This is a genomic window from Micromonospora sp. BS32 (genome assembly GCF_059089345.1).
Window position 1 is genome coordinate 98,872 of the sequence record NZ_JBSSHR010000006.1, and the last position, 13,618, is coordinate 112,489.

A 13,618-nucleotide genomic window follows, 5' to 3' on the forward strand; every position below is an offset into this window, starting at 1 on the left:
CGGTTAGATCAGGCGGAGTTCGCGGGCTCGGCGGACCGCCTCGCGGCGGCGGGTGGCGTCGAGCTTGCGGTAGATGTTGCGGACGTGGGTCTTGACCGTGTTGACCGACAGGGACAGCTCGCTGGCGATCTCCACGTTGGACAGGATGCTCTGCAGGTAGCGCAGGATGGTCAACTCCCGCTCGGTGAGCGGCTCGTCCAGGGCCCGGCGCGGACCGGCCGGCCCGCGCTCCGCCGGCTCCTCGGCGCCCCGCACCAGATCGCTGACGATGGGCCAGTGCGCGGTGCCGGAGTCGAGGTGGGCGGCGAGCAGATCCCGGACCACCGGCTCCGATCGGGTGAAGACCCGCCGGTACCCCTGCGGGCCGGCCAGGTCGAGGGCCCGTTCCAGCAGCCGCCCCGCCCGCCGGTCGTCCCCGCCCCGGCGGGCCAGCACCGCGTGCAGCAGCCCGGCGGCGAGGCGTACCGACACCGGCCAGCCGTCGGCGGCCGGGCCGTCCCAGTCCGGCAGGGCGTACCCGGCCGCCCGGACGTCACCGGCGCGCAGCTCCACCCGGGCCAGGGCCAGCGCCAGCACCGGCGCCGGGTCGGGCTCGCAGGCCCGGTCGGCGAGCAGCCGCCGGGCGGTGTCCAGGTCGCCCTGCTCGCCCCGCAGGTCCGCCTCCAGGGCGAGCAGCCGGTCGGCCAGCTCGCCCCGCTCGGTGAGCCGTTCCCGGGCCCGGACGACGACCTGGATCGCCCCGGCCGGCTCCCCGGCGTCGCGCAGCAGCGCACCCCGGCACAGCGCCGCCGCGCCCGCGACGGTCGCCTCACCGGCAGCCGGGCCGGCCAGCGCCAGCTGTGCGCTCGCCTCCTCCGGCTGGTCCCGGTGCAGCGCCACCAGGGCCAGCGCCAGGTGTGCGTGGGCGCAGTCGGCCCGGCTCGACCAGCCGTGGGAGGGCGGCATCGCCAGCGCCACGCGCGCCGTCTCCTCGGCCGCCACCAGCTCCCCGGCCAGCGCGTGCAGCAGCGCCAGCCGGGCCGCGCAGACCAGCTCGGTACGCGGTCGGCCGCCCCGTCGGGCGGCCGGCAGCGCCGCGCCGAACCGGGCCGCCGCCGCCCGCAGGTCCCCCGCGGCGAGGTCGACCAGCCCGAGCGCGGTCCCGGCCACCGCTCGGACGTCGGCGTCCTCGCCCGCACCGGCGCGCGGATCGTCGTCCACCGCCGCGCCGGCCCCGGCCGCGGCGCCCGCCGACTCACCGGCGGTACGCCCGTCCGGCCCCCGGGTGGCGAGCAGCCGGGCGGCGGCGCGGCGCACCTCGGCGGGGTCACCGGCCAGCCGGGCCAGGCTGAGTTCCAGCGCGGTGGCCAGCATCCGGAACCGGTCCCGGCGCGGCGCGGGCAGCGGCCGGGCCGCCTCCACCGCCTCCCGCAGCCGGTCGGCGGCGGCGGTGACGTCCCCGGCGTACGCCCGCTCGGCCGCGCGGGCCAACGCCAGCTCGGGATCCCGGCGGACCGCCTCCGGCGGCGGCGCCGGCGGCGGTCCACCGGCCGGTTCCCCGTCGTACGGGGCCAGCTCCGGCCAGCCGGTGAGCAGCAGCTCGGCGGCCCGGTCCCACTCCCCGGCGGCGAGCGCGTGCCGCAGCGCCTCGGCCGGCCGGTCGTGCCCGGCGAACCAGCCCGCCGCCCGCAGGTGCAGGTCACGCCGCTCGTCCCCGGCGAGCCCGGTCAGCTCCTCGCGGAGCAGGTCGGCCAGGAGTGGGTGGCAGCGGTACCAGGGCGGGTCGCTGTCGTCCCGGCGCAGGAAGCCGCTGTCCCGGGCCAGCCCGGCCAGCAGCTGCCCGCCGTCGGTACGGCCGGTCAACGCGTCCGCCAGGTCGGCCCGGACGGCGCCCGCCACCGCCGTCCGCCGCAGCAGCTCCCGGGCCTCCGGGGCGAGCCCGTCCAGCACCTCGGCCCGCAGGTACGCGGCGATCGCCGGCTCGTCCCCGCCGAACCGCTCCGCCCAGCGCTCCGGGTCGGGCCGGTCCCGCGCCGCCAGCGCGGCGAACCGCAGGCCGGCCGGCCAGCCGCCGGTCCGCTCGCGCAGCCGGGCCACCGCCGTGGCCGGCAGCGGCACCCCGTGTGCGACCAGCAGGTCGGCCACCTCGTCGGTGGTGAAGGCCAGCTCGTCGGGGCCGATCTCGGTCAGCTCGCCGGAGAGCCGCAGCCGGTGCAGAGCCGGCGGCAGGTCGGTGCGCGCCCCGGCGACCAGGCGCAGCCGCTGGTCGGTGTGGCGCAGCAGGAAGTCCAGCCCGCTCAGCGCCGCGGGATCGGTGATCCGGTGCAGGTCGTCCAGGACCAGCAGGACGGGCCGTTCCCGGGCGGCGAGCGCGGCGGCGAGCAGTTCCAGCTGGTCGGGACGGGGCGGGGTGGCCGGCACCGGCGGGCCGTCGCCCTCCGCCGCGCCGCGCAGCGCCGCCGCCAGGTACGCCCAGAGCCGCTCCCCGCTGTCCCCGGCCTCGACCTGCACCCAGGCCGGCCCGGGCTGCGCCGCCGCGCCGGCCCACGAGGCGAGCAGGGTGGTCTTGCCCCAGCCGGCCGGCGCCCGGACCAGGGTGACCGCCCCGACCGCCCCCTCGTCGAGCCGGTGCAGCAGCCGGGGGCGCAGCAGCACCGGCTCGGGCAGCGCGGGCGGCGCGAGGCGGGACGTCAGCAACGGGGCCGGACCGGCCGCCGCTTCGGCGATCCCGTTGCTGCTGAGCTGCTGCGGCATCCATCCACCTCCGTCGGCGCGCGGTCCTCCCCCGGCGGGCGGCGGTTACCCGACGGGAACCCGTTCACCCCTTCGGGACGAGCCCGCTTCACCCGGGTACCGGCGAGCCTGGGCGCACCGGGTCACCGGCCGCAGCCGACGAGGAACGGCGGGCCGGAACGACGGGAGGTGCGGGTGATACGGATGCGACGGCTGACCGGCGGCGGTCTCGCGCTCGCCGCGGCGGCGCTCGGCGCGGCCACGCTGGGCGCCCTGGTCGGACCCCGGCGGTCCGGCTGGCCCCGCGCGACGGGTGACGCTTCGCGCCGCGGCCGCTGGCAGGTGGTGACGGTGGCCCGCCCGCGCGCGGAGCTGCTGCCCGGCGGACGGTGGCCGGAGCCGCTGCGGCCGCTGGACGGCGCGGTGGAGCTGCACCTGCGGCCGGCCCCCGGCGGGCGCGGCACCGAGCTGGCGGTCCGGCCGCTCGGCGGCGTGCGCACCCTGCCCGGGATGGCCGCCCACCTGGTCGGCGACGACCCCGGCCGGTACCTGCGGGACGTGCTGCGCCGGGTCAGGCAGCTCGCCGAGACCGGCGAGCTGCTGCTCCCGGAGCGTGCCCGGTGGGACCGGCCGGCGGGGTGAACGCGGCTCACGGATGGCACACTCGGCGGATGCGCGACGACCGCCCGTACGACCTCGTCCTGTTCGGCGCGACCGGCTTCACCGGCGGGCTGACCGCGGAGTACCTCGCCCGGCACGCCCCCGACGGGCTGCGCTGGGCCCTGGCCGGCCGTAACCCGACGAAGCTGGCGACGGTCCGGGACCGGCTCGCCGACATCGACCCGGCGCTGGCCGAGCTGCCGCTGCTCACCGCCGACGTCACCGATGCCGCCTCACTCCAGGCGGCCGCGGCGGCCGCCCGGGTGGTGGCCAGCACGGTCGGGCCGTACATCCACCACGGTGAGCCGCTGGTGGCCGCCTGCGCCGCCGCCGGCACCGACTACCTGGACATCACCGGCGAGCCGGAGTTCGTCGACCTGATGTACGTGCGGCACCACGCCGAGGCGGTGCGGACCGGGGCCCGGCTGGTGCACGCCTGCGGCTTCGACTCGATCCCGCACGACCTGGGCGCCTGGTACACGGTCAAGCAGCTGCCCACCGACGGGCCGGTCACCGTGGACGGCTTCGTCCGGGCGGGCGGGAAGTTCTCCGCCGGGACGTACCACTCGGCGCTCACCGCGTTCTCCCGTACCGGGGAGATGAGCCGGGCGGCGAAGGCCCGCCGGGCGGTCGAACCGCGGCCGGAGGGCCGCCGGGTCCGCGCGGTGCCCGGGAAGGTGGGCCGGTCGAAGGAGATCGGCATGTGGGCGGTGCCGCTGCCCACCATCGACCCGCAGGTGGTCCGCCGATCCGCGGCGGCCCGCCCGGAGTACGGCCCGGACTTTCGCTACCGGCACTTCGCCGCGGTGAAGCGGCTGCCGACGATCCTGGCCGCCGGGGTCGGGATGGCCGGCCTGGTGGGTCTGGTGAAGCTGCCGCCGACCCGGCGCTGGCTGCTCGGCCGGCTCGCCTCGGGCCAGGGGCCGAGCGCGGCGACCCGGGCGAAGTCCTGGTTCAGAGTCCGGTTCGTCGGCACCGGCGGCGGGCGGACGGTGCTCACCGAGGTCGCCGGCGGCGACCCGGGCTACGACGAGACGGCGAAGATGCTCGCCGAGTCGGCGCTCTGCCTCGCCCTGGACGACCTGCCGGCGACCTCCGGCCAGGTCACCCCGGTCGTCGCGATGGGCGACGCCCTGCTGGACCGGCTGGTGCGGGCGGGGATGACGTTCCGGGTGCTGGACCAGCCCCGCTGACCGCTCAGCCCGGCTCGTCGCCGGGCGGCGGGTTGTACGTCGAGACCCGCTCCTGCCCGGAGAGGTCACCGATGGCGTCCATGATCCGGTCGGTGACCTGGCGGCGGGCCCGGGCGGAGGCGGCCTGGCCCGCGTGTTCGGGGAACGCCAACGGCCGGCCGAACCGGACCCCGGGTTTCCCGCCGCCGGGCAGCACCACCCCGGCCGAACCGAGGCGGACCGTCCCGGTCACCGCCACCGGCACCACCGAAGCGCCGGAGGCCAGCGCCAGCCAGGCCACTCCGGTGCGTCCCCGGTGCAACCGGCCGTCCCGGGAGCGGGTGCCCTCCGGGTAGATGCCGAACGCGCCGCCGTCGGCGAGCACCGCCAGGGCGGTGTCGAGCGAGGACTGGAAGTCCCGGTTGACCCCGCGCCGTACCGGGATCGCGCCCAGGCCGGTGAAGAACTGGCGGCTCAGCAGCCCGGTGACGCCCCGGCCCTCGAAGTACTCGGCCTTGGCCAGGAACGCCACCGGCCGGGGAGCGGCCAGCGGGATCAGCACACTGTCCAGAAAGGACAGGTGGTTGCTGGCCAGGATGACGGGACCGGTGGCGGGCACCTGTCCCGCGCCCTGCACGGTGGGTCGCCAGGCGATCCGCATCAGCGGGCGCAGCACGGCGCGGGCGGTGACGGCGGCTCGGGGCACGGGCACTCCTGGGGCGAGAGGGTGTCCGCACTATAGCGAACGAACGTTCGGCCGTTATAACGCCGAATCGTGGCTACACTGACCGGATGAGTCCCCGCTCGTCCCTGGCCGAGGCAGCCCGTACCCGCAGCGCGATCCTGGCGCGCGGCGCCGCGGTCGCCTCGGTCGAGGGCCTGGCCGGGCTGACCATCGGCCGGCTCGCCGCCGACCTCGGGATGAGCAAGTCCGGGCTGCTCGGGCCGTTCGGCAGCAAGGAGAGCCTCCAGCTCCAGGTCGTCGAGGCCGCCGCCGACGTCTTCTGGCGGGAGATCTGGGAACCGGTCGCGGACCGCCCCGCCGGTCTCGCCCGACTCGCCGCCGTCTGCGGCAGCTGGGTGCGCCACCTGGCCGACCCGGTCTACCCCGGCGGATGCTTCTTCGTCGCCGCCGCCAGCGAGTTCGACGACCGGCCGGGCCCGGTCCGCGACCTGATCATCGGGTACGCCGACCGGTGGCACCGGGAGCTGCGCGAGCAGGCCCGCCGGGCGGTGGCCGACGGTGACCTGCCGGCCGGCACCGACCCGGAGCAGCTGGTCTTCGAGCTGACCGGGCTCGTGCTGGCGCTGCACCAGGCGCTGCGGCTGCGCCACGACCCCGACGCGGTGTCCCGCGCATGCCGGGGCATGGCCCGGCTGCTCGGCGTGCCCGTGCAGCCCACGGCTTGACCCTCGACCTGGTTGAGGCCACAGGATCATCGGCGTGGAGAGTGAACTGCGCAGCATCGGCGAGCTGGCCCGGGCCAGCGGGCTGACCGTCAGCGCCCTGCGGTTCTACGACCGCTGCGGGCTGCTGGCCCCGGCGCTGGTGGATCCGGTGACCGGGTACCGCTGGTACACCGACGACCAGGTGGCGCCGGCCCGGCTGGTGGCCGGGCTGCGCCGGGTCGGCATGCCGCTGGCGGAGATCGCCGCCGCGCTGCGGCACCGCGCCGAGCCGGCGATGGTCGGGCGGCTGCTCGACGGGCACCTGCGCCGGCTCGAGGACGGCCTCGCCGACGCCCGCCGCGAGCTCTCCCGGATCCGCGCCCTGGTCGACCCCGAGGAGAACCCGATGACCACCCGCCTTGTGCTGTCCCGCGTCGACCTGGCCGCGGCCGTCGACGCCGTCCGCTTCGCCGTCGGCACCGACCCCGACCTGCCGGTGCTGTCCGGCGTGCTGTTCGACGTCGAGCCGGACGGCGTACGACTGGTCGCCACCGACCGGCACCGGCTGGCGGTGGCGCGTACCGCCGGGAAGGTGGACGGCCCCCCGGTGCCGGTGCTGCTGCCGGTGGCCGCGGTCGACGAGCTCCGCGCCCTGCTGGGCACCGGCGTCGGGGTCACCCCGCAGGCACACCTGACGGTCACCGGCGGCCAGGTCACCGTCGCCGTCGCCGGCAGCGAGCTCACCACCTCCGCGCTGCCGTACGACTTTCCCGACTATCGCCGACTGTTGCGCCGGGCCGCCGGTGACGGGCCGACCCGGCGGATCCCGGTCGACGGGGCCGCCCTGCGGGCCGCGCTGCGCCGCCCGGATGCGCCCACCGTGGCGAAGGAGCACGACGGGGCGCCGCTCGCGGTGACCGTGCTCGGCCTGGACGACCGGGACGGGCTGCGCCTGCTCGGGCCGGACGAGCTGACCGGCGGCGACCCGGACGAGCTGCGGATCGGGGTGAACGGCGGCTACCTGCTCGACGCGCTGGACGCGGCCGGCGGGGCGCAGCTGGTGCTGGAGCTGGACGGCCCGATCGCCCCGCTGGCCGTGCGGCGCTCCGGGGACGAGGACGCCTTCTCCGTGCTGATGCCGATCCGGCTCTGACGGACCGCGGCCACGGTATGGCCGCCGGTCGGGTGGGCCGGCGGGCCAGGCGGCCGGTGGGCCGGTGGCCGGCGGGGCACCGCACTCGGCGGCCTCCCGATCGGTTACCTACGGTCAACCAAGCCCCTACCTCCGCACCCCCTGTTCCGTCCCTTTGCTCTGCTGCCCTCCCGGCAACAACCACCCTGGGTGACTGTTGCGTCGGGGGCAGCAGAGCAAAGCGCGCGAAGGAGGGGTCCGATGGCCGGGCGAGGCGGCACGGAAGAGCCTGGTCAGCGACGTTCGGCTGAGGGTGGCCCGGCCGGTGGAGCGGACGAGCCGGAAAACCGCTCACCCAGCGTGACACCATGGGCCGACCCGCCCAGGTGACGGACCGTTGCCGTCCGGTGGCCGAGGCGATGCCCGGCGGACCCGGTCGGGCGAGCGGCCGTCCGGGCGGGGCTGGGCGCGAGGAGGCGCGACGGTAGCATCTGTGGGTCCACCCGACATCCCGGACGGAGCGTACGGAGCAGCATGCTCGACATGGAGTTGATCCGGAAGGATCGCGAGGCGGTGGCGACCGCGCTGGCGAAGCGACTGGATCCCGCCGAGGTCAACCGGGTCCTGGACGAGATCCAGCGGCTCGACCAGGAACGCCGTGCCCTGATCACCGAAATCGACGCCGAGCGGCAGCGCCGCAAGGCCGACGCGCGGGCGTACGCGGCGGCGAAGCGCGCCGGCAGCGAGCCGGAGGTCTCCGCGCCGGAGGCCGGCCGTAAGCAGCTGGCCGAGCTGGAGTCCGAGCTGGACCAGGTGCAGTCCCGGCTGCACGGCACGATGAGCGAGCTGCCCAACCTGCCCGCCGACGACGTCGTCGCCGGCGGCAAGGAGGCCAACCGGGTGGTGAAGACCTTCGGCGAACCGCCGGTGATCGAGAAGATCCGCGACCACGTCGAGCTGAGCCGGATGCTGGGACTGGTCGACCACGAGCGGGGCGTCAAGCTCGGTGGCTCCGGCTTCTGGATGTACACCGGCATGGGCGCCCGGCTGGAGTGGGCGCTGCTCAACTTCTTGATCGAGCGGAACGTCGAGGCCGGTTACGAGTTCCTGCTCCCGCCGCACCTGCTGCTGGACAGCGCCGGCTTCGCCGCCGGCCAGTTCCCCAAGTTCTACGACGACGTCTACCACCTGGACAAGGAGTCCGCCCCCCGCGGGCAGTTCCTGCTGCCCACCTCGGAGACGGCGATCCTCGGGGCGTACCAGAACGAGATCCTGGAGACGGCGAAGCTGCCGCTGAAGGCGTTCGCGTACACGCCGTGCTACCGGCGGGAGGCGGCCGGCTCGCACTCCGACGAGCGGGGCACAGTGCGCGGCCACCAGTTCAACAAGGTGGAGATCTTCCAGTTCACCCTGCCGGAGCAGGCGGGCGCCGCGCTGGAGGAGATGGTCACCCACGCGGAGAGCCTGGTCGAGAGCCTCGGCCTGCACTACCAGCGCACCCTCCTGTCGGCCGGCGACGCCAGTGCGGCGATGAAGAAGACGCTCGACATCGAGGTCTGGATGCCGAGCACCGGCAAGTACAAGGAGGTCTCGTCGGTCTCCTGGGGCGGCGACTACCAGGCCCGCCGGGCGGCCATCCGCTACCGCGAGCCGGGTGGCAAGCAGACCCGCTTCGTGCACACCCTCAACGGTTCGGCGCTGGCCACCAGCCGGCTCTTCCCGGCCATCCTGGAGCAGTTCCAGCAGCCCGACGGCTCGGTGCTGGTGCCCGAGGTGCTCCGCGACCGGCTGGGCACGGACCGGCTCACGGCGACCCGCTGACCGCGCTCCGATCGGCGGGGGCCCGGGTTCTCCCGGCCCCCGCCCTCCGGCGGGTCAGCACCGCGGCGACCAGCAGCGCCACCAGCGCACCCGCGAGCACCCCGGGGCCGACCGCGTCCAGGGCCGCGACCAGAGCCCGCTGGACCCGGGCCGCACCGACCACCACCGGGTCGCCGAACGCGTCGTGCCGGCCCTGCGCGAGCCGGACCTCGTACCAGCCGTACCAGGCGACGTAGCCGCCGGCGAGCAGCAGCACCAGGCCGCTGAGCCGGGGCACCCACGCGCCGGCGCCACGCAGCCCGGCCACCACCCGGCCGCGCAGCAGCGCCACGCCGAGCGCGGCCACCGCGACCACCAGGCCCATCCCGATCGCGTACGCGACGAAGAGCACCAGCCCGCGCAGCGTCGAGCCGGCCTGGAGGCTGGTCACCACGATCGCCAGGAACGGGGCGATCGTGCAGGTCAGCGAGGCCAGCGCGTACGCCATCCCGAACAGCGCCATGGAGCCCCACGACCGGGTCAGCCGGGGCGCCCGCCCACCCCAGCGCGGGGCGGGCAGCCGCCGGCCGGCCAGCAGCCAGCAGCCCACCAGCAGCAGCCCGAGCCCGAGGGTCACGGTGAGCCAGGGCAGCCGGGGGCGCAGCCAGTCGGCCAGCGGCGCCAGGGCCAGCCCGAAGGCGCCGAAGACCAGCACGTACCCGGTGGTCAGCCCGGCCGTCGCGGTCAGCGCCCGGCGGACCGCGCCGCCGGTCTCCGGTGCCCCGGCGACCAGCAGCGACAGGTACGCCGGCAGCATCGCGAAGCCGCACGGGTTCACCGCACCGAGCATGCCGGCGGTGAGCGCGAGCAGCAGCGGGGCGGTCATCAGCCGGCCAACGCGGCGACCCGGCGGGTGAGGTCCTCGCCGTCCAGGAAGCCCTGGTGGACGACCTTCCCGTTCCGGTCGATGATCAGGAAGGTGCTCTGCTCGACCACCTCGAAGCGCCGCCAGAGCGCCCCGGCCCGGTCGTCGAGCTGGGGCGTCCCGGCCAGGTCGAACTCGGTGACGAACTCCTTCATCGCCCGCTGCTCGCCCAGCCCGGCCACCCCGATGATGGGCACGGTGTCCCGGTACTTCGGGGCGATCTCGGCGACCGTCCACGCCTGGCTGGCGCAGGTCGCGCACCAGGGCGCCCAGAACCAGAGCACCACCGGCCGGCCGGCCAACTCGGCGGCGGAGAAGGCCGTACCGTCCAGGGTCCTTGCGGTGAACCGCAGCGTTTCGGGCACCGCGACCGGCGGCTTCGCGGCGCCCGGCGCGCTCGGCGCCGGTGAGCCGACGGCGTACGGGGACGCGGTGCCCACCGGCACCGCGACCTCGGCGGACGGCCGGGCCGGGGCGGGGCCCACCTCGCAGGCACCGCCGGCCAGCAGGACGGCGCCCAGCGCCGCGACGGTGGCGGCGGACCGCGCCCGGGCGGCCGCTCGTCCACCTGGTTGGTTCCTCCGGTACGACGACCGCATCCGCGTCTCCTTGAGTGGGCGAGCTACTCGGCCTTGGCCAGCCGCAGCGCGAGCTCGGGGCAGACCTTGACCGCCTTGATCGCGCCCTCCTTGAGCCAGGTCGGCACGGGGGTGGGCGGGAAGGCGGGATATCCGTTGGCGTCCAGCCGGATGAAGTCCGGCACCACGTGCGCGCAGAGCCCGTGCCCGTCGCAGCGGGACCAGTCCAGGGTGAGCTTCTGCGGGTTGGCGTCGGGCGCGCCGGGCAGCCCCAGCACGCCCATGACCCGCCGCCCGCATCCCTCACCGGTGGTGTGCAGCCGCAGGTCCTCGGCGAAGACCTCCATCGCGGAGAGCGCGAACCGGGCCGTACCGTCGGGGTGGCTGCACGCGCCGCGGCCCTTGACGACACCGGCGGCGGCCCGGACGACCTCCACCGGCGCGCTGCCGGAGACCGCCAGGTCGACGGCGCGGGCCAGGTCGGGCAGCCCCATCTTGCACGGTCCGCACTGGCCGGCGGACTCGCCGGCCAGGTAGCGGACCACCTGCGCGGCCTCGCCGAGCGGGCAGGTGTCGTCGGCGAGCGGGACGATGATGCCGGCGCCCAGCGTGCCGCCGACCCTGGTGAGACCCTTGCGGGAGACCTCCGCCCGGTCCGCGGCGTCCTGGCTGATCCACTTGCCGTGGTAGCCGCCCATCAGGATGCCGGGCCCGTCGGGCACCTCGCAGAGGTCGAGGATCTCCCGCAGCGGGGTGCCGGCGGCGCACTCGACCACGGCCGGGCGCTTCGCCGCGCCGGTCACCGTGAGCAGTACCGTGCCGGGCTCCTCGTCGGTGCCGAGCGCCGCGTACTCGTACGGGCCGAGTCGGGCGGCGACGGCGAGCTGGGCGTACGTCTCGGCGTTGGAGAGCAGGGTGGGCAGCCCGCCGACGCCAGAGTCGCTGGAGCGCTTCTTGGTGCCCGGCGGGATGTGCGGCAGGCCGTTGATCCCGTTGACCAGCGCGCCGCCCTCACCGGAGATGAACCGGTGCGGCACGGTGACGATGCTGGTCGGCACCGGCATCCGCCGTTCCTGCAGCGCCTCGGTGAGCGAGTCCCGGCCGATGTCGTCGTCGGCCACCCCGATCACGATCTCTTCGGCATCCAGCGCGTACGCGGCCAGCGCGGCGCCGTCGAGGATCAGGTGCGGCGCCCGGGTGAGCAGCACCTTGTCCTTCCAACTGGCCGGCTCGCCCTCGGTGGCGTTGACCACCACCACGGCGGGGAGGTTCTGCCGCTCGCAGGACTCCAGCACCGCTGTGAGCTTGCGGAAGAGCGGGAAACCCGCGCCACCCTTGCCCTTGAGCTGGATGCTCTCGGCCAGCCGCAGCAGGTTGGCCGGCTCCACCGGGCCGATCGGGCCGTGCACCTCCTCGTGCGCGATCAGGTCGAGGCGGCCGAACTCGGCGAAGCCGGCGGTGAGCCGGGGCTCCCCGACGCAGGCCACCGGGGGCACCTTCGTGCGCATCACTTCGCCTCACCCCGCAGCCCCGCCCAGTACGCGCCGTCGACCGCGTCCGCGTCGGCCCGGCGGCGCCGCCGGCGGCTGTCGGCGTTGGCCTTCAGCGCCCGACGCGAGGCCAGGTCGACCAGGGTCGGGGTGTCGTCGACGGGCAGTTCGTCGCCGAGGTAGCGGGCCGGCGGACGCCAGTAGTCCGGCTCCTCCGGCACGTCGTCGGCGACGCTGTGCCGGCCGGCGCCGCTGTGCGGGGTGGCCGAGATCGGCTCGGCGGAGACGGGCAGCGAGGCTTCCCAGCGGCGCGGGCTGTCCCACGGCTCCTCGGGTTCCTCCAGCCGGGGCGGCGCGGAGTAGCGGGCGACCAGGTCGTCGTCCCGCCGGGACCGCCGGCCCACGGAGACCGGCGCGACGTCCTCGTCGAGCCGGTCCCGCCGACCGCCGGAGACCGGGGCGACGTCCTCGTCGCGGCGGCGTCGGGCGGGCCGGTCGACGGTCTCCTCGACCTGTCGGCGGGCGGCCGGCGCCAGGTCCCGCTCGCGGCGCCGGGGCACCGGCTCCAGCTCCTCGTCGCGGCGGGTACGGCCGGCGCGGACCGGCTCGCGCAGGGTGCCCGGCTCGGGGACGACCGGCACGGTGAACCGCTCCGGGTCGCGGCGGCGGGCGGTGCCGGTCGGCGCGCTCCACGAGGTGGCCGTGGTCTCGGCCCAGCCGCCGTCGCGGCCGCGCAAGCGTTCCTCCTCCCGGGCCTCGCTCTTGCGCCGGCCGAGGCCGCCCAGCAGCGACCGGCCGCTGCCCTCGTCGCTCACCCGGACGGTCATCGCCTGGTTCAGCACCGCGGCCTGGTGCTGCTCCCGGCTGCGCCTGCCCAGGTGGACGGAGAGCCGCACCATCAGTGCCACCACCACCAGCAGTACGCAGGCCAGGTAGCTCAGGGTGACCCAGGACTTCGCCGTACGCCCGGCGTTGAGGCCGTGCACCAGCGCGAACGGCCAGGAGACGTACGCCAGCGAGTGCAGCGTCCGCCACAGCCACTTCGGACCGACGCCGGCGAAGCGGACCCGGATGATGCCGGTCCAGAGCACGCTCACCATCAGGAACGCGGCCACCGTGCCGAGGCCGACGTAGAGCCCCCGGCCGCCGACGAACGGCACCACCGCGTCGGTGGGCCCGGCCCGGCCGATGGCGATCTTCGTGGTCACGTGGAAGACCAGCCCGGCGACGCCGAGGATGCCGGTGGCCCGGTGCGCGGACTGGAGCAGGACCCGGTGCCGGATCATCAGCACCAGCCGGTCGGTGGCGAGCAGCCCCATCATCACGGTGAGGCTCAGCGAGACCAGGGCCACCACCCCGGCGAAGAATTCGGTGAAGAAGAAGCCGTAGGCGTACATCGTGCCGCCGGCTCCGGTGAGTTCCACGCCCGCCCAGGCCAGGGCGAGGACGGACGCGGCCAACAGTGCCATCGTGGACTTCGACACGGTCCGGACCCCACGGCTGGTCGTGGTGGTCCGGACGGTCGTCGCCTTCGGGTTCTGCTTTGCCCGGGCCATCTGCTCCCCGATCGTGTCTCACGGCGGCGCTGCCACCGGCCGACCCTGCTCCCTCATCCAGTACGGACGTCCGGCGCGTACGGATCAGCGTCGGTGGCGAATTTCTCGGCGGACCCGTCGAACCGACCCGGCCCGGAGCGCGTGTAGCGCGGTACGCAACGACGGATGTCCATCCGTTGACAGTCCCTGCAACGCGCTTGTAAC

At 75.9% G+C, this 13,618-nt stretch carries 11 protein-coding genes; 5 read left to right on the forward strand and 6 right to left on the reverse strand.

All coding sequences use genetic code 11. The features are described 5' to 3' along the window. Positions 1-3 precede the first annotated feature (3 nt). A complete protein-coding gene (locus AC5RWQ_RS11975) occupies positions 4-2,733 on the reverse strand; it encodes a helix-turn-helix transcriptional regulator (RefSeq protein WP_494282809.1) in 2,730 nt (909 codons plus the stop codon). A gap of 183 nt (positions 2,734-2,916) precedes the next feature. On the opposite strand from AC5RWQ_RS11975, the gene AC5RWQ_RS11980 reads away from it, so the two are divergent. Continuing rightward, the gene (locus tag AC5RWQ_RS11980; RefSeq protein ID WP_494282810.1) at positions 2,917-3,354 is read left to right on the forward strand and encodes a hypothetical protein; all 438 of its coding nucleotides are present in this window, start codon (positions 2,917-2,919) and stop codon (positions 3,352-3,354) included. A 29-nt stretch (positions 3,355-3,383) separates the two neighbouring features. Next, on the forward strand, positions 3,384-4,565 hold the full coding sequence (locus tag AC5RWQ_RS11985) for a saccharopine dehydrogenase family protein (RefSeq protein ID WP_494282811.1): 1,182 nt from the start codon (positions 3,384-3,386) through the stop codon (positions 4,563-4,565). Between the two features lie 4 nt (positions 4,566-4,569). Here AC5RWQ_RS11985 and AC5RWQ_RS11990 read toward each other — a convergent pair whose 3' ends face one another. Further along, positions 4,570-5,250 carry a lysophospholipid acyltransferase family protein gene (locus tag AC5RWQ_RS11990; protein ID WP_494282812.1) on the reverse strand — a complete coding sequence of 227 codons (681 nt, stop codon included), beginning with the start codon at positions 5,248-5,250 and terminating at the stop codon, positions 4,570-4,572. 86 nt (positions 5,251-5,336) lie between these two features. Between AC5RWQ_RS11990 and AC5RWQ_RS11995 the strand changes: the two genes are divergently transcribed. The 3 genes from AC5RWQ_RS11995 to serS all read left to right on the forward strand — a co-directional run bounded on the left by AC5RWQ_RS11995 (position 5,337) and on the right by serS (position 8,886). Continuing rightward, positions 5,337-5,954 (forward strand): TetR/AcrR family transcriptional regulator, encoded by a 618-nt coding sequence (locus AC5RWQ_RS11995; RefSeq protein WP_494282813.1) that lies wholly within the window; start codon positions 5,337-5,339, stop codon positions 5,952-5,954. Positions 5,955-6,000: 46 nt separating this feature from the next. Next, on the forward strand, positions 6,001-7,086 hold the full coding sequence (locus AC5RWQ_RS12000) for a DNA polymerase III subunit beta family protein (protein WP_494282973.1): 1,086 nt from the start codon (positions 6,001-6,003) through the stop codon (positions 7,084-7,086). Between the two features lie 513 nt (positions 7,087-7,599). Further along, entirely contained in the window at positions 7,600-8,886 is a 1,287-nt protein-coding gene (gene serS / locus AC5RWQ_RS12005; RefSeq protein ID WP_494282814.1) for a serine--tRNA ligase, read from the forward strand. On the opposite strand, the gene AC5RWQ_RS12010 is transcribed toward serS, so the two are convergent. The 4 genes from AC5RWQ_RS12010 to AC5RWQ_RS12025 are packed head-to-tail and all read right to left on the reverse strand — an operon-like array spanning position 8,870 to position 13,414. Further along, the gene (locus AC5RWQ_RS12010) at positions 8,870-9,751 is read right to left on the reverse strand and encodes a cytochrome c biogenesis CcdA family protein (protein ID WP_494282815.1); all 882 of its coding nucleotides are present in this window, start codon (positions 9,749-9,751) and stop codon (positions 8,870-8,872) included. The two genes, serS and AC5RWQ_RS12010, sit on opposite strands and share 17 nt — an antisense overlap. Then, positions 9,751-10,389 carry a TlpA family protein disulfide reductase gene (locus AC5RWQ_RS12015; RefSeq protein WP_494282816.1) on the reverse strand — a complete coding sequence of 213 codons (639 nt, stop codon included), beginning with the start codon at positions 10,387-10,389 and terminating at the stop codon, positions 9,751-9,753. The genes AC5RWQ_RS12010 and AC5RWQ_RS12015 overlap by 1 nt, the downstream gene beginning before the upstream one ends. Before the next feature lie 23 nt (positions 10,390-10,412). Then, positions 10,413-11,879, reverse strand: coding sequence for an NADH-ubiquinone oxidoreductase-F iron-sulfur binding region domain-containing protein (locus AC5RWQ_RS12020; protein ID WP_494282817.1), 1,467 nt, complete (start codon positions 11,877-11,879; stop codon positions 10,413-10,415). Beyond that, a complete protein-coding gene (locus AC5RWQ_RS12025) occupies positions 11,876-13,414 on the reverse strand; it encodes a ferric reductase-like transmembrane domain-containing protein (protein WP_494282818.1) in 1,539 nt (512 codons plus the stop codon). The genes AC5RWQ_RS12020 and AC5RWQ_RS12025 overlap by 4 nt, the downstream gene beginning before the upstream one ends. Between the last annotated feature and the right edge of the window lie 204 nt (positions 13,415-13,618).